The sequence below is a fragment of the Psychrobacter sp. ANT206 genome (genome assembly GCF_056880555.1).
In genome coordinates this window covers 2,396,834-2,414,265 of record NZ_CP096271.1, presented here as the reverse complement: position 1 = coordinate 2,414,265, position 17,432 = coordinate 2,396,834, and the positions used below count along the sequence as shown (strand labels likewise).

At 42.0% G+C, this 17,432-nt stretch carries 12 protein-coding genes; 9 read left to right on the top strand and 3 right to left on the bottom strand.

What is annotated here, in order from left to right; all coding sequences use genetic code 11:
- Positions 1-39: 39 nt before the first annotated feature.
- Both M0221_RS10010 and purU read left to right on the top strand, forming a co-directional pair.
- Entirely contained in the window at positions 40-5,754 is a 5,715-nt protein-coding gene (locus tag M0221_RS10010; RefSeq protein ID WP_483283737.1) for a hypothetical protein, read from the top strand.
- A gap of 244 nt (positions 5,755-5,998) precedes the next feature.
- Positions 5,999-6,877, top strand: coding sequence for a formyltetrahydrofolate deformylase (gene purU, locus M0221_RS10005; RefSeq protein ID WP_223145342.1), 879 nt, complete (start codon positions 5,999-6,001; stop codon positions 6,875-6,877).
- Between the two features lie 121 nt (positions 6,878-6,998).
- On the opposite strand, the gene M0221_RS10000 is transcribed toward purU, so the two are convergent.
- A complete protein-coding gene (locus M0221_RS10000) occupies positions 6,999-7,805 on the bottom strand; it encodes a cytochrome C assembly family protein (protein WP_483283736.1) in 807 nt (268 codons plus the stop codon).
- A 233-nt stretch (positions 7,806-8,038) separates the two neighbouring features.
- On the opposite strand from M0221_RS10000, the gene ffh reads away from it, so the two are divergent.
- The 7 genes from ffh to M0221_RS09965 all read left to right on the top strand — a co-directional run bounded on the left by ffh (position 8,039) and on the right by M0221_RS09965 (position 14,496).
- Complete coding sequence (gene ffh / locus M0221_RS09995; protein WP_483283735.1) at positions 8,039-9,586, top strand: signal recognition particle protein; 1,548 nt, start codon at positions 8,039-8,041, stop codon at positions 9,584-9,586.
- Positions 9,587-9,784: 198 nt separating this feature from the next.
- On the top strand, positions 9,785-10,468 hold the full coding sequence (tsaB, locus tag M0221_RS09990) for a tRNA (adenosine(37)-N6)-threonylcarbamoyltransferase complex dimerization subunit type 1 TsaB (protein WP_483284781.1): 684 nt from the start codon (positions 9,785-9,787) through the stop codon (positions 10,466-10,468).
- Positions 10,469-10,571: 103 nt separating this feature from the next.
- Positions 10,572-11,414 (top strand): undecaprenyl-diphosphate phosphatase, encoded by an 843-nt coding sequence (locus M0221_RS09985; protein WP_263241619.1) that lies wholly within the window; start codon positions 10,572-10,574, stop codon positions 11,412-11,414.
- 67 nt (positions 11,415-11,481) lie between these two features.
- Positions 11,482-12,372 (top strand): class I SAM-dependent methyltransferase, encoded by an 891-nt coding sequence (locus tag M0221_RS09980; protein WP_483283734.1) that lies wholly within the window; start codon positions 11,482-11,484, stop codon positions 12,370-12,372.
- A gap of 40 nt (positions 12,373-12,412) precedes the next feature.
- A complete protein-coding gene (locus M0221_RS09975) occupies positions 12,413-12,652 on the top strand; it encodes a hypothetical protein (RefSeq protein WP_011514301.1) in 240 nt (79 codons plus the stop codon).
- A gap of 253 nt (positions 12,653-12,905) precedes the next feature.
- Positions 12,906-13,829, top strand: coding sequence for a 4-hydroxybenzoate octaprenyltransferase (gene ubiA / locus M0221_RS09970; RefSeq protein ID WP_263241621.1), 924 nt, complete (start codon positions 12,906-12,908; stop codon positions 13,827-13,829).
- The gene (locus tag M0221_RS09965; protein ID WP_440826387.1) at positions 13,822-14,496 is read left to right on the top strand and encodes a DUF4112 domain-containing protein; all 675 of its coding nucleotides are present in this window, start codon (positions 13,822-13,824) and stop codon (positions 14,494-14,496) included. The genes ubiA and M0221_RS09965 overlap by 8 nt, the downstream gene beginning before the upstream one ends.
- Positions 14,497-14,612: 116 nt before the next feature.
- Here the strand turns inward: M0221_RS09965 and M0221_RS09960 are convergent, their stop codons facing one another.
- Together M0221_RS09960 and mnmC1 are read right to left on the bottom strand one after the other, a co-directional pair.
- Entirely contained in the window at positions 14,613-15,233 is a 621-nt protein-coding gene (locus tag M0221_RS09960) for a hypothetical protein (RefSeq protein WP_483283733.1), read from the bottom strand.
- Positions 15,234-15,292: 59 nt separating this feature from the next.
- Entirely contained in the window at positions 15,293-17,386 is a 2,094-nt protein-coding gene (gene mnmC1 / locus M0221_RS09955) for an FAD-dependent 5-carboxymethylaminomethyl-2-thiouridine(34) oxidoreductase MnmC1 (RefSeq protein ID WP_483283732.1), read from the bottom strand.
- Positions 17,387-17,432 lie beyond the last annotated feature (46 nt).

Here is a 17,432-nt window from a genome sequence, read left to right as displayed (position 1 = left end):
TTTACTTATATAAATGATTGCCGTTGCGGAGTTCCAAACATGTCATACAGCTCATTACCATTCACTTTTAAGTTATTTCAGCTCACTACTTTAACTGGAGCCTTGGCATTAGCAGGTTGTGGTGGCGGTGATGGCACAGACATAATTGCGCCTGCACCTGATTTAGGTGTTAAGCCAGATACTGGTGGTGGTAATAATGGCGGTGGTAATGGCGGGGTACAGCCTCCAGTTATTGAACCGGATTTTTTTATCCAAAAACTTAGCACAGCACCTACCATTATTGAGTTATCAGATGAAGAAGCTATCTTTACAGTTACTGTCAAAGCTGCTGAAGTGGGCTCTGGTGGGGCAATGGTTGGTAAAGCAGTCAGCTTACAAGTAAAAAACTCTGAAACCAATGGTATTACGATCGAAGGTCAAAGTGTACAAACTACCGATAATGATGGTAATGCTGTTTATAAGCTTAAGTTAAATCCAAATGCAGTTACTGATAAGGCTGCCCTGATTGAAAGTGGCTTTACATTAGTAGCAAGTGCTAAGAAAGCTGATGGTACTGCTATCGCACCACAAGAACTAAAAGTTTCTGTAAATAGAAAAGGCAGCGGTGATGGCACACAGGTAATAGTGAGCAAGCTTAGTGTGAAGACTAACATCAAGACGAGCTCTGTCTCTAATGGTATTTTAAATCCTTTTGGTGATACAGGCTCATTTAGTGTTGAAGTCCAAGATGAAAAAGGTACTTTGACTCCTGATGTAACAGTAGGTTTAGGGATTATACCTTTAGAAGGCATATCTATTAGTCCTTCTAATCAAGTAACTGATAGTAAAGGTATTGTAAATTTCAATATCAAAATAGATGAGAATTTATCAGAAACTGCACGCGAAAACCTGTTAAAAGGTATTACTTATACTCTTAATATTCGAGAAAAGAGTGGGGCAAGCAAAAGCGTCACTAATAGCTTAAAAGTAGGGTTGCCTGTTTCTGACTATAATTTAAAGGTTACAGGAAATTCAAATAAACTTAGTGCTTATGGTGATAAACAAAGTCTTACGATCACGGCTGCTGCTATTAGTGCAGCTGTTCCTACCAAAATTGAAGGCGCTAAAGTCGTTTTTAAACTGAATAATGCTCCTACGGGCGTAAGCTTAGCAAGTAATCAGTTGACTCTAGATGGTAAAGGTCAAGCAGTTGTTACTTTGTCTCTAGCACCAGGATTAAGTGACGTTGTGCGAAAGGAGCTTGCAGAAAACGGCATTAGCTATACTGCTACTCTGTCAGAACCTAATCATTCTGTGACAGCCAAAACATTTGAAAGCTCAGTTGAAATACCGCTCGCACAGAATATTGTTAGTTTCGAAGGGAGTGATAAGAAACAAATCTCAAGCTCTGGTGGTAGTGCAGTTATTAGCTTTAGGGTAAATAACCAAAATGGTGGAGCAGTAGCCAATCAATTAGTTTCATCAACTCTACCAACTGCCTTGACAAGTAAAGGCTTACTAACTATTGATGGGAGTACTGAACAGACTACTAATGACAAAGGTGTTGTAAGCTATGTAGTACGTGTGCCTGCAGGACTAAGTGAAGCACAGAAAGCAGCATTAGAACAGGCTAGTAATTTTGTATTAGCTGTAAAAGCAGTTGAAGCTTCTGGTGCTAGTAGTATGGCGAGTAGCAGTCTAATTGTTATTGGTTCAGAGATTGGTCAAAGTGAGATTACGTTAACGGCCCAAAGCATTCCTACTACTGTAAATATCTTAGAAAACCAATTTAAATTGCAAATTGCAGCCAAACGTAAAAATGGTAGCGCTGCAGATGGCAGAACGGTAAAACTGGTTCTAAATGAAGATTCGAGTACTGGTGTTACTATTCAAGGTAATCAGCAAACTACTAACGGTAGTGGTATAGCAGAATTCAATATTGGTATTAGCCAAAGTCTAACCCAAGCCCAACGTGATCAACTTATCAAGACAGGCATTGGTTATACTGCTATCGTAACTGATCAAGATGGGACTCAGTCTAAAATTATTCAAACTATTAAGGTAGAGCAACCGTTAAGCGCCATCCAATTTGCATCTATTGAAACACCAACTATTAGCGAGCTTGGGGGTAAAGGCACCATTAGTGTCAAGCTATCGACCAAAGATAAGCAATTACCTGTTACAGGACAAGCAATTGCTATCCAGTTAGGTAAAGTAGCGATTGACTATGGCGTTACCATTAATGCAGTATCGGCAATAACTGATTTTAATGGTGAGACAACCTTTATAGTTAGTATTCCTAATACACTAACAGCGGAAGAGCGGGCGAAGCTTAAGCTTACTGGTATTAACTATCAGCTTTCCTATGTCGAAAAAGGCATTACCTACTCTGAAATCGGCAAAGTTAATATTTCAACTCCCAAAGTTGACTTAAATATTCTTAATGCAACTAATAACATTGACAATCAAGCTGGCTACATTCTTAACAACGTAGGTAGTAATGTTACGATACAAGCCCAGCTTAATAACCAGTCAACTGATGAGCAAATAGCCAATCAGCCAGTCAAATTAATATTTGAAAACAAATCACTAGCAAGCCTATTAATAGTAAATGAGCAAAATGGTTCGTCAAATATTATTGCTACTACAGATAAAAATGGCTTAGTTAACTTTAATGTTGTCGTCCCAAACAATTTAACCGATGCGCAAAAAGAAGCGCTTAGCAAGGAAGTCTTAACTGCTACCTTGACCGAGACGTTAACAGGTAGGCAGCAGCAAGTTAAAATCAAAGTACAGTCTATGACTGCTGCAATCTCTTTGATTGCTAAACAGACAAACCCACTGAATCTAAATGGTGGAGAAACTCAAATTGAAGTGACTGTTGCAGACAAATCAGTAGAGCCAAAAGTTGTTGCAGGCCAAAAAGTATTCTTGGCGCTGCCAGCAGCTATTGCCAGCCAAGGCGTTACACTAGTATCAGGTAATAGTCAAACTACTGATAATTCAGGTAAAGCTATTTTTACTGTCGCTGTACCTAACAACTTAACTGATGCACAGAAAGCAGAGATTGCAAAAAATGCCAACAGCTTTTCTATTGGATTATCAGCAGCTGATGCTAATGGTAATATAGTAACCCAAGCCAGTTCAGTGACTACAGTGACCCCAGATCCAAGTGGTACTAAGGAAAGCCTTAGTATTGGTGCAAATAAAGTTGTCAATACCAAAGGTGATACATTTAAGGTATTCGTTCGTTTAGAAAATAAAGATGGTGCTATTGCTAATCGTGCTGTTCGTTTAAATGTGGACGATCCAATAAAAACTGGGGTTAGCGTTTCTAATGGCACTGTTAACACTAATAGCGACGGCGTAGCAACTTTTGACCTTAAACTTGAAGCCGGTGCGAATGTTAACCAAGCGATATTAAAAGCAGGTATTCGTTTAACAGCAACCACGACGACCGTAGAAAATATCAAGTTAGAGCAAAACTATATCGTTGCTGTAGATAACGCAACAATCGATAGTTATCAGCTCATAGCATCTTCTGATAAATCTACCTTAAATACTGGTGGTGACCAAACGAATGCTATCTTCCGTGTGACTGATAGCAGTGGTGGCATACTAGTAGGGGTGCCTGTACAATTTAGTATTGAGAATCTAGAAGCAAGCGGCGCAGCTTTAACGACTCCAAGTATGGTAACGACAGATGCTAATGGTCAGATCGATGTGGGTGTTATCTTAGCGGCCAATACGGTCAATGCTCGTCTAAATCATAGTGTAGTGATTAATGCTAAAATCGTCACGCCACAGTACGATGCAGATGGTAAAGTCAGTATGCAAGTACGTGAAGAAAAATCTCTCAGCTTGTCAGCGGTAGGTACTGAAATTACCCTTGCTGCTACAGAGACTAAGCTGAAAGATGGTGGACTAACTACTATTAGTACCACTCTGGTAGATGGCGCTGGACGTGCTATTGCCAATGCTGGTATGGAATTGATAGGTGAAGACGGTAATATTATAGCCACTACTGCTACGGCGATTACCGGTGCAGATGGTAAAGTGAGCTTCAATATCAGTGAGGATACCTTATCGTTTGATAGTAATGGCAACCTACGTATGTATGCCCGTGCCTTCGGTGAAAATAAGGTAAATAATCAACGTAGCTTAAACAGTATTGATTTGGTCAAAGTCTCACAAGCAGGCATCAGTTTTATTGACGTTAAAAACGTTTATGATGTAAACACGCCACAGGTTATAAATATCCAGATACGTCGTGATACAGCGGTACAAGCGGAAGGTCTGATTGGTAAGCAAGTCGAAGTGCAAACGACGCTTGGTGAATTTGCAGATGGTAGTGCTGCTAGCAACAAAGTTATTGTTACAAAAACCATTGAAGCCGCTAATATAAATGGCAATATTATTACGATACCAGTTACTTTAACATCGCAGCTTGCTGGCATTACTGCTTTACAAGCGACCATATTGGGCGATACATTGCCAAATGGTGAACCACGTTATAGAGCTACTGTTGATACGCGATTCCGAGCTACCACCCCTGCTAGAATGCTATTCCAAGCAGTCAGATCTGTTATTACTCCAGGTGGTAGCACTGAAGTTATTGCTACGGTCAAAGATAAAAATGATGTACCGGTAGAAGGGCAAACGGTAGTATTTAGTCGCGCCTCAGACTCATCGGCAGGTCGCTTATCTGCTGCCACAGCAGTAACAAACAGTAGAGGTGAGGCACGAGTTATTTATCAGGCTAATGCTAGCTCTCCTATTGGTGGCGTGATTATTAATGCACGTTTATTAGAAGACAATGCAGGTATTGGTATCAAGACTGCTAATATCACCGTCTCAGAAGAAGCGGTATATACTACTTTGGCATTCAGTAATAAATTATTATCTGATGATATCTATTATACGATACGTGGCTCAATATCTGTCATGGATGGCTCAGGACGTGCTGTACCGAATCAGGAAGTTTCGGTTAAGTCTTATGCTACTGAATACGCACAAGGAAAATATTGTTTATTAGATAGTACCGTAACTTATCAAGCGGCTGATATTAAGGAGTTTGATGAGAATGGTAAGCTCATTAGTGTGACAACGCCTGAACCAAGATCTTTCTCTGACAAGACTCCAGTACCTCTAAAGTCTGGATGGTATCCTACAGAAGATGCAAACTATAATTATACTCTAGATAAAGATACTGACATTATCTTGAATGAAGATAAAAATGCTAATGGTACACTGGAAGCGATTAACCCAGTCGCTATTATTGGTGGAACAGTATCGGATGACAGTTATACCTTCGTTACTAACAATGAAGGTCGCGCTGATTTTGAGATTCGCTACCCATTGCGCTATTCGAACTGGATAAAAGTGCGCTTTGACGCTTCTACTGTCTTAAACGGTAGCGAGAACACCCAAAGTATCAATTATCAGTTACCAACTTCAGTAGATGATTTATCAGTAAATGGGTCAACTCTAATAACGCCTTGGATTAATAATACTAGCCCATTTGGCGATGGTGGAGCGACTTGTACCAATAGTATGAGTGTAACTATTAATGAGAATACATCGCGTACTAGAGTTGCTTTATCACCTTATTCTCCAAATTACAGTGTTTCTATTAATGGTGAGACTTCAGCCAACGCACCAACTGCAGGCTTTAATTCTTATATTATAGATTTTGGTAAAGCATTTGAATTAGGTTCAACTGTTGATGTAAGTAACAATGGATTCGGTTTTTCTAAAACCCTAAAAGTTGAATAAAAGCGCAGTAATTTTTTAATTAGCATTTTACAACCCTCCCTCAACCCTGCGTTGGGGGTTTTGGTATTTATAATCTCAATAATTAAATATAACCAACTCAATCAGCAAATTCTTGCAAAAACGATTAGAATAGTCGGTTTCCTATGCTGTTAGCTATATTCAAAGTGAGCAGCAAGTTTTATTTTTAATTGAGCGTACTATGTCAGACACCGCAACGATTGCTTCACCAAAAACGTCACTTCAAATGACACCTAGAGAGATTCCTACTATTACTGCTACAGCGACCCTATTGATTAAATGCCGTGACCAAGCCGGTATCGTACAAGCCGTATCTGAGTTTATTCATCGCTATGGCGGCAATATCATTACGTTAGATCAGTACTCAACTGCCCACGAAGGCGGTCAATACTTTATGCGTTTAGAGTTTGCCTTAGCGGGATTGAGTGAGATTATCGATAACTTTGAGGCCAGTTTTGCGCATACCGTTGCCAAACGCCACAATATGGAATGGCGCTTACATGACAATGCGATTAAGACCAAAGTTGGTATCTTGGTATCTAAATTTGATCATGCCTTATTAGACTTACTATGGCGTCATCAGCGCGGCTTGCTCGATTGCGAGATTACCTGCGTGGTGAGTAATCATATTGCTTTACGCCAATCAGTAGAAAATTTTGGTATCGCTTTTTATCACGTTCCAGTGACCAAAGATAATAAAGTAGAAGCAGAAGAGAAGATCCATACATTGATGGCGGGTAATGATTTATTGGTGCTAGCGCGCTATATGCAGATATTGTCGTCAGACTTTGTTAAGCGCTGGCCGATGCAGATTATCAATATTCATCATTCGTTCTTGCCTGCGTTCGTTGGTGCTGACCCTTATCGTCAAGCTTATGATAAAGGGGTGAAATTGATTGGCGCAACCGCCCATTATGTGACTGCTGAGCTCGATCAAGGACCTATCATTGAGCAAGACGTGCACCGTGTGACACATCGTCAAGGTGTCACAGAGCTACGTGCTATTGGTCGTGATATCGAGCGTAATGTATTGGCTCGCGCAGTCAATTGGCATGTACAAAATCGCGTGATTGTCGCAGGGAATAAGACGGTAGTATTTAATTAGGTTTTCATTAGAGTGGTTTGAAATTGAGAACAGAGTATTAAAAGATATTTAATAAAAAAGCTGCGAGTATTATTATTTAATACTCGCAGCTTTTTACTATATTACTATTGTGGAACTGGTTCTATAACAGCATCTCTAATACAAACTTGCTACCGACAAAGCCAATCGCTAATAAAATAAAAGCATAAATAGTCATATTAGCGGCACGTTTTCCGCGCCATCCAGCACGCCAATTACCGATAAGTAACGCGCCAAACAGTAGCCAAGACATCAGGCTAAAGGCTGTTTTGTGCACAAGATGCTGCGCCATCAAGTCATCTACGTAAATAAAGCCAATTCCCAGTGCAACGCTCAGCAGGACAAAGCCGACCAATAGCATATCGAATAATAGGCTCTCCATGCTTTGAAGAGAGGGCAGCTTGTTGACCCAAAAGCGGTGAATCGATTGATGCTTAAGCTCACGTATTTGTAGTCGCAAAAATAGCGCTTGTACCGCTGCCATCAGCAGCACACAATATGCGGCAAGCGACAGCAAGATATGAGACTCAAGACCAATGCTAATATCCGTAATCGGACGATAAGGCGCGCGTCCAATATAACCGATTAGCATACCTACAAGAGCGGTCGGTGCCGCGAGGATACCCAGACTGACAATAGGTCGATACAGAGAAAACATGACGTAAAAAAACAAAAAGAATAAGCTGATCAAGCTGATGATATTAAACAGATTGAAATTTAGCCCATAGAGTGTGACTATGTGTGGATAAAGTAGCCCTGCGTGTGCCAACATGCCCACAAATAATAAGCCTAAGCTTGGGCCTTTATGGACAGGTTTATCTTGAATCAGCGCCCAACCAATATAGATGCTGACTAAGAAATAAGCCATCGCAGCAAGTAAAAATGCAAGTTGCAAGATATAAAACCTCATCTCATAATGCGCGCAAAATACGCGCTTAATTTCATGCTAAAGTGGTATTATTAGAATAATTACCCAATTTATCATAAAATGGCACTCAATTGAGCACCGTCTTATGTATTCCTGATAAATGCTTAGTAATTGAGCTTGAATACCTGCGATCGCATACCCTAATAGTATTTATCAACTCTTTCATTTATGAAGAGTTAAGCTTAATCCAGAATTATTTTAACTGAGAGTTATTTATGTTTGATACCTTAACAGAACGATTGTCGTCTAGTCTGCGCAATATCGCAGGCACGGGGCAATTGACCGAAGACAATATCAAAGACACTTTACGTGAAGTACGTATGGCGCTGCTAGAAGCCGATGTGGCATTGCCAGTCACTCGTGATTTTGTGAAGCGTGTCAAAGAGCGAGCGCTTGGCGCTGAAGTGCTTAAAGAGTTAGCACCAGGACAGGCATTTGTCAAAATCGTCCATGACGAGCTGACTGAAATGATGGGCAGTGCCAATCAGCAGCTTGAGATGACAGGTAAGCCGCCGGTTATTTATCTGCTAGCAGGTCTGCAGGGTGCTGGTAAAACGACGACTGCCGGTAAATTGGCCAAGTTCTTACAAGAGCGCCATAAGAAAAAAGTCATGCTGGTATCTGCTGACGTTTACCGTCCCGCAGCGATTGCCCAGCTTGAGCAAGTAGCAGGGCAAGTAAATGCCAAGTTCGTCAACTCAAGTAGCGACGAAAACCCGATTGATATCGCCTTGCGTGCTATCGAAGAAGCTAAAATTCAATATCAAGATATCTTGATTATTGATACAGCGGGTCGTTTGGCTATTGATGAAACCATGATGGATGAAATCAAGGCGTTAACCGCTGCGGTCAATCCTTCTGAGACACTGTTTGTTGTTGATGCGATGACTGGTCAGGATGCGGCAAATACTGCCAAAGCCTTTAACGATGCGCTGCCATTAACGGGCGTTATTTTGACCAAGACTGACGGCGATGCTCGTGGCGGTGCGGCGCTTTCTGTACGCGCCATCACAGGTAAGCCGATTAAATTCTTGGGTCGCGGCGAGAAACTAGATGCGCTAGAGCTGTTCCATCCTGAACGTATTGCCCAGCGTATTCTTGGTATGGGTGACGTCTTAAGTCTGGTTGAAGAAGTTGAGCAAAAGATTGACCGTGATAAAGCCGAAAAAATGGCGAAAAAGATGCAAAAGGGCGGCGAGTTCGACCTTGAAGATCTATTGACCCAGTTTCAGCAAATGAAAAGCATGGGCGGCATGGCAGGCTTCTTAGATAAGATGCCAGGTATGGGCGGCTCTGATATGCAAAAAGCCGTCGAAGATGCCAAGCCTGAAGAAAAAGTGCGTGAGATGGAAGCACTGATCAATTCGATGACACCATTTGAGCGCAAAAATCCTGATAAAATCAATCCAAGTCGTAAGCGCCGTATTGCTGCAGGCTCAGGTCGTGAGATTCAAGACGTCAATCGTTTGCTCAAGCAACACAAGCAAATGGCAAAAATGATGAAAATGATCTCTAAGCCTGAAGGCATCAGTAAAATGATGAAATCGATGCAAGGATTGATGGGCGGTGGCGGTGGAGCAGGCGGCGGCGGTCCATTATTCGGCGGTGGCGGTCAGCAAGGTGGTGTTAAAGATGTGAACCCACAGCAAATAGCAAAGCAAATGGGACTTGACCCAAATAACATGCCAAGCACTGAAGAGATGCAAAAACAGATGCAAGAGCTACAAAACCAAGCGCCGAAGAAGTTTAAAACACGTTTTTAAATGATTTAGTGCTACTGGGAAATATTGATAATAAAAACCTCAAAGCTAAATGAGCTTTGAGGTTTTTTCATATTTTGGATATTTGAGTGAATTCTCACAAAGAATGCATGAAAAATATAGAAAGTAAGTCAATTAATCTGTCCTAAATGCTATGATAGGCGCTGTTTTACGATGTCAAGAGAATAAGCCGAGGTTATGATGTTTTTAGCAATGGATACCGTGTTCGATCAGTGTTCGATCGCCATTTTAGATGCCAGCGGTCAAGCGTTATCGAGTCATACCGAGACAGGTAAGCGCCGGCAGACCCAGCAAATCTTACCGATGATTGACGCGGCATTATCTGAGGCGCAGCTAAAACTGGCTGACATACAAGCGCTTATCTTTAATCGTGGTCCTGGTGCCTTTAGTGGTATACGAATCAATACGGCAGTGGTACAGGCGCTATCTGTCGCGCATGATATTCCTTGTGTGGGTGTTTCTAGCTTACAGGCGATTGCGCAAGCGGCGTATCAGCAACAGAGTTTAAGCTCAGTATATAGTGCCCTTGATGCGCGTATGCAGCAGGTATATTTTGGGCATTATGAGGTAATAGATAATATCATGCAGCCCGTTAATCACGACAATGCCGAAGATACTGAGCAGCTACTTGATTATGATAGCCAGACAGCGCTAGAGATTCCTATCGTTGGCAATGGTGCCGGTTTATTAACTTTGCATGACGGTCAGATTATTTATGCTGATATCCATCCTGATGCGACCGTGATAGGACAACTGGGTATGGCTCAGTTTATGGTCAATGGCGGAACAGAAGCAGCGCAAGCTTTACCCAAATACTTACGCAATCAAGCGTGGAAAACGCTCAAAGAGCAAGGTAAGGCATAGCTATCATAAGTTATTACCAACTACTATTAGCGGCAGTTAAAATATAAAAATACTTTAAAAACCATCTCAAACAGACAGTTGGTCTGTGTTTAGGAAAGCCATCGTGGATATTATTTTATTAATTCAAGCTGTCATCATGGGTATCGTTGAAGGTATCACTGAGTTTTTGCCCATCTCTAGCACAGGATATCTCATTTTATCCGCTGATTTGATGGGTTTTTGGACCAAAGAAAAAGTCGATTTGTTTGTGGTGGTGGTGCAGTTTGGCGCTATTTTAGCGGTCATATATGACTATTGGGGCAGACTCTGGCAGGCACTGATGGGTTTGCTGACGGGTAAAGCAGAAGGGATGAGTAATCCTCGTCAGCTGGGACTTAGCTTAATTGTCGCCACTATTCCGGTGATGATTGTTGGTTTTACTTTTGCTGATGAGATTAAAGCCTATTTATTCAATCCTATCGTCGTGGCGATTATGCTGATTATCGGTGGTTTGCTGATCTTTTATGTTGAAAATCGCCCGAAAGCCATTATTGCAGAAGAAGCAGAAGACGTTAGCCTAAAAACAGCTTTGATGATAGGTTTGCTGCAATGTTTGGCATTGATACCCGGTACATCGCGCTCAGGTGCGACGATTATTGGTGCGTTGTGGCTTGGCGTCTCACGTAAAGCCTCTGCTGAATTTTCATTCTTCTTGGGTATTCCGGTTATTATTGGTGCGGCTCTACTAGATTTTATTAAGCATCGTGACGTTTTAACCAGTAGTGAAGATTGGTTAGTGCTAGGCATTGGTACTGTCGTATCGTTTATCGTTGCCTTGCTTTGTATTCGCTTATTGGTCGCTTGGGTCAGTCGCCGTGACTTTAAAATTTTTGCATGGTTGCGTATTATCACTGGTGTGTTGGTTTTAATAGCCGCTTGGGGTTTTGGTTATCAGATGGCAGGCTAAACTTCATGATGGAATGGTTTTTAATAGAGATTCATGATGTTATAAGTATTAAAAAGGAATGGCAGTCATGACCAATTTGAAGCAAGTGCTGACTGCTGATATAAGCTGCCAACTACTTTATGTTAATGAAACGCAGGCAAGTCAAGTCGAAAGCTTGCAGGCACTCATAGCTGAGCATAAGCTACCCATCATCTTGAATACTGAACTGGTGACAGAGAAATTAAATCAAAAACGTCGCCAGCAGTTAAGCCAGATAGCTACCCAACCTATATTGCTGTTAGATGAAAAAGATAAACTTTCATGGTTGAGTGAGGGGTTAAGCGTTGCCCCTGAATGGGATAAACTGCAGCGGCGCGTAGTTAGTGCAGGGCGTAAGTCTGAGCTTTTATTACAAGCAGCGAAATTGACCGCAGATAGTGAGGTCATTGATGCAACTGCTGGTTTTGGTCATGATAGTCTGATACTGGCGAGTACTGGGGCTCAAGTTACCATGCTTGAGCAGCAGCCATTGATAGCGTTATTGTTACTTGTAGAGCAGCTGCGTATGAGTACGCTGCCAAATTGGCAAAAGCTGATGTCACGTTTGCAGATTATTAATACCGATGCGCTCACTTATTTTGCAAGGTTTAATAACTATCTAGGGGCTGATAACGAGCAAGCCATTGATGTGATATATCTTGACCCTATGTTTCCAGAAGACAGTTATCAAGATAGCAAGACGGGGAAGGGCGCGAAAGTCGGTAAGCATATGCAAGCGTTGCATCAATTAGCGCATCCGCCAACGTTAGATGAAGAGCAGCAATTACTACAATCTGCACAAGCCGTTGTCAGTCAAAACGGTCAAAAACAAGGTCGCGTCATCGTTAAGCGTCCACAATTTGCGCCGTTACTTGCTGATCAACAGCCAAGTGAAAGCTGGAATAATGAAGCAGTACGTTTTGACGGTTATTTCGTTTAATAATATCAAATAAGACAGCTTATAAATTTAGGAGCAGGGAATGTCTGTATTAATTATTTGGGTGATGGGTGCGGCGTTATTGTTAATCAATATTATGCTGCGTACCAGAATCTTGCGCCTTGAAGCACGTCTAAAAGAGTTAAGTAATCCTAAAGAGCAATTGGCATTTTTACGCCAGCAAGCTGCACAAAAAGAGAAAGTTGCTGCGATTAAAGCCTTACGCAAGCAGTATCCCGAGCTATCACTCATTGAAGCCAATAAGATGTGGCAACAAGTTTAGTGACATTATTAATGTCAAAAAAAGTATAGTCGATTCAATTTAAAAAGAATACAGTACTGCTGGGATAAATTTTACGAAGCCTCTGGAGTGCGAAGCGCACGACAACCGAGAGAAATTTATACCAGCATAATGCTATTCTAAACGTAACTCTTTTATATTGAACTCACTATAGCGTACGCCAAGTTCCATGTACTAAATTGCTATACACCCAAATCATTATTTACTATTTTCTATCCATGATAATTAAAACGCCATGACATTTAACGACAAGCTACAAGCTTATATTCAGCTGACACGTTTTGATAAGCCAGTAGGTATTGAACTGCTACTATGGCCAACATTATGGGGTGTATTATTCGCTGCGATGGGGCAGGCGCAGCAACAAGGCGCAGGCATTACGGCAGGACTACCCAGTTTCAGTATCTTTGTGATTTTTGCCCTTGGAGCGATATTGATGCGGGCAGCAGGCTGTGCGATTAATGATTTTGCCGACCGTAAAGTCGATGGTCACGTAAGCCGTACTAAAGGTCGTCCGTTAGCTGATGGCCGTCTGTCTGCTAAAGAGGCAATTGCAGCTTTTTCAGTATTAGTATTATTGAGTGCAAGTTTGCTTCTGTTTTTACCCATTCAAGTATTCTATTGGTCGTTTGGTGCCGTCATATTGGCGTTTATTTATCCATTTATGAAACGTTATACGCATTTGCCGCAAGTGTTTTTGGCAGCTGCTTTTGGTTGGGCGATACCGATGGCATATGTGGCGATACAAGGCGCGCCTGATATATGGTGTTGGTTGTTATTCCTTGCCTATATGTGTTGGACAGTCGCTTATGATACTCAATATGCAATGGCTGACCGAGAGGATGATATAAAAATAGGGGTCAAATCAACCGCGATATTATTTGGTCGTTATGATGTGATTATCATCTCGTTACTACAGATGTTGTTTTTAGTTATCATGGGCGCAGTCATGTGGCATTATTTTGCGCCAACCAGTTTAGGTATTACGCCAGTCTTTGGCTTGGCGTTAGTCGCGATGATGTTTGCTAAGCAAAACAGTGCGTGTGCCAGTCGTAATGCTTTGGCTTGTTTTAAAGCATTTTTAGCCAATATATGGGTAGGACGTTACGTTTTTGTTCTTATAGCCATCGCTTGTATCTGGACGACTTTTAATGGATAAAATCAATAAATTTTCGAGACTAAAGACCAAGAAATCATCTGCGCATAGTGCTTCTAAGATAGATTATGAGGCGAGACTGGCTGAGAATGGTTTGACGCGCGAGCAGGTGATTGAGACGGAGCGTAAATTGGCAAAATTTGCCAATACCATGGATTCGCTCGTACGTGTGCCTTTCACCAAGCAAGGCATGGGCGCAGATGCTGCGCTTTCGACCATTCCGCTGGCAGGAGATTTAGCAGGTCTGGCATTAACAAGTTATGCATTTATATTGGGTCGTCAGCTCGGTGTACCCGCACATAAAATGACGCCCGCTGTTAGATTGGCACTGATTGATATGGTGGTTGGTATCGTACCGGGTATCGGGACGCTGCTTGACATCTTTATTCGTCCTAGTCGTAAGACCTTGGGCATCGTGCATGAGCATCTACAAAACGAGTATGGCATCACCGAAACCATCCATATGGATCGACCGTTTTTGCATCAATCACTTGAAGATAAGCAGCAGAGTCGTTTTGGAGTTTTTTGGCGCAATCCAATAGTTGCTTGGCTGTATCTGCATATTCCTGATATGTTGGGGCTCATTGTCATTGTTATTATCGGTTGGGGTTTGTGGTCATTGATGAGCTGGCTGGTGAGTCTGTTTGGTAAAACTACTGGATTTGGTTAAATAATAGAAAAATAGGTCAGTTAGGCAATAAAAAAGGCAGCAACGATATCAACGTTTGCAGCCTTTTTTATTGCCATTTCCACTAACTTTACGACATACTTTTATACTTATAAAGCTTACTCAGTAATCACTTCTGCATCGGCACTAATGGCATCAAAGCTTGTCATTTTATTATTTTGAATAAAATCTACCGTACCACCGCCAGCATGACTAACTAGCTGAACATTGCCATCACTTGAGCGATAGGTAGGATTATTACCTTGACCCTCAGGCGCGCTCAAGGTCATTTTAGGTTTGTTCGGTAAGGTGATGATGGCATTAAGCATGCCCGCTGCTGAAGTCTCAAAAACGACTGATAATGATTCGCCCGAGGCACTTCGATATTTGACATCCGTGATTTGCGCGCCTTTAATGGCTTGCTCTGGATTGGGCGCTGGAGCAGGGTCAATGACTGAGGTATCCGTTGTGCCAAGATTATCCTCTAGCTCCGTTAAGTTCACATCTTGTTCTGGATTCGCAGCAGACGCGTTGGTTTTAATATCATCAACAACATTGGGTGCATTAATGTTGGAAGTCACAGGGGTCGTTTGAGTTGCCAGTTCTGTGGCTGTTTCATTAGCTGTCTCAGGCTCTGGTGTTTTTTTGCAGGCAATCAACAGTGTTAAGCTTAAAAAAATGGCAGATACAGCCTGAAAATATGGTTTTGATTTTATGAAGGTAAAGGGAAGAGTTTTCATAATAAGACAGCTATCCATTAGTGAGGGTCATAATTAGGCATATAGCTAAGGTATTGAACCTAAATTAATGATTGACGTGTTTTATGCTTATGTACTTTATGTAGCCGCGCCCGATTGGGCGATAGGCGCGCCAACATAGCGGCAGATAAAGGTGTAAAACAGCCTAACATCATATCTGCTAAGGCTTCGGCACATATGGGTGCAATCGCATAACCTTTTGCACCCATTGCTGACATGGTCCATAAACGCTGACTTTGCGCAAGTAATCCGACCAATGGATGATAATCCATCGTTTGAGTACGAATGCCAGCACGCGCATGCCATGTACTGATATCATTTGGCAAGACGCTGCTTAATTCAGGCATATCTTCAATCAACTTGTCATAATTTTGCTGATTTTCTTCATCTCGGACATCGATATTGGTATCGCCATCGATAAAGCTTGCACCAAGTAAAAACTGTGGCTGATTTTCGCTAATATGGTTCAGTTCCGCATCACCGCTCTGTCCAATGAATGGCGCACAGTAGCCACTGTATTTGAGCGGCAATTTAGGCAATTGAATCAGTTGCTGCGCAGTTGGCGTAAACCAAGACAGTTGCCCGCGAATCGTACGGCACTTAACGATACGTTTATCCAATTGATGGCTTTCATAAGCCGCGCAAATCACAACATGGTCAGCTGTGATAGTCAAAGAGGATTGGCTCGCATTTTTATCCTCTTTAGAACCTGTCAAAATGATACTGTTCTCGGTTTCCTTAATATTAACAATATTGAGCTGCCGATAGGTGATATTGGAGTGCGCAAGAATAACAGTTTTCAAGGCTTGTGGATTGACCAAACCGGACTGTGGCAGATACAAGTTATGAGCTAAGTCTTTATCTTTTAAACCAATGATATCTTGTGCTTTTTCGGGGCTAACAGTGGTTGCCATAGCATCTGGATAATCTAAAATCTGCTCCGTACCAATATTGGTTTTTACCAATAAGTCTAATGTGCCGGTCTGCTCAAGTATCAGCGGCGATTTTTGGATAGCAGCTTGCTGATTAAAGTATCGATATAATCGACCACTGTATAAATAGCCAATAGAATGCAGATGCTCATAAACATGATGAATAGGCGTCATATTTGGGGCGAGTAGGGCACGCGGATTACCGGATGCACCAGCCAGCGGTGCGTCTTTATCGAGCACTGTCACTCTTATACCACGATTGGCAAGTGACCATGCAGTCAGTAGTCCTGCCACACCAGCACCAATAACGACTGCATTATTAGGATAGTTGGACAAAGGCACCTTATTAGATAAGGTTGAAATAGGCTTATCTAAAGATGACATCTCGCTCATAACGGCCGTGAGCATCTCACGCTTAGACCCAAGCACTTTGCTCTTTTTAATGACAAAACCCTGCGACTGTAATCCACGTTTGATGATACCTGCACAGCTATAGGTAGCAGCAGTCGTGCCAGCACGTGATAGGCGTTGCATGTGGCTAAAGATACGCTCTGTCCATAAGATCTCATTGCAAGAAGGCGCAAGGCTATCTAGAAACCAGGCATTGATATACGGACGCTGAGTAGCTACTGCACTATCTAAACTTGCTAAGCTATCACTAGCATCACCTAGCCAGATATCAAGGGTTAAATTATCCTCAATAAAATTTAGCCGATGACAACCAGCGATAAGAGGAGGATAACTGGTTAAAAGTTGCTCAATCAACAGTGCCAGTTCAGGTGTACGTTGTCCCAGTGGGGCAAGTATCTTTGTTAAGTCATTAAAGGGGACGGGGTGTTTTTCGGTAGTAATAAAGTGCAAACGGGTGCTTGCTAAGTGCGGATGTGTTAATCGAAGCTGTCGCCACAACTGCCAAGTCGCGAGTAAATTAAGTCCTGTACCAAAACCCACTTCGAAGACCGTAAAGCATTGTTTCGCTGAAAGATTCGCTAGACGTTCTGAAAGTTGATTGTTCTCCAAAAATACATGGTGAGATTCTGCTAAACCATCTGCTTGCGAAAAATAGGCATCGCCAAACTCACCTGATACTGGCACTTCATTACCAGCGTCATCAGTTTGCCACTCAATGTTGGCTGGAGAGATAACATGTGCTGGTGTCGTGCTTTTGGTTGTATTAATAGCCATAGAAGCTGGTTTGGGCATAACTATTTATCAACCCCACAGTGGTCAAGCAAGTAGGAAGTGGCGC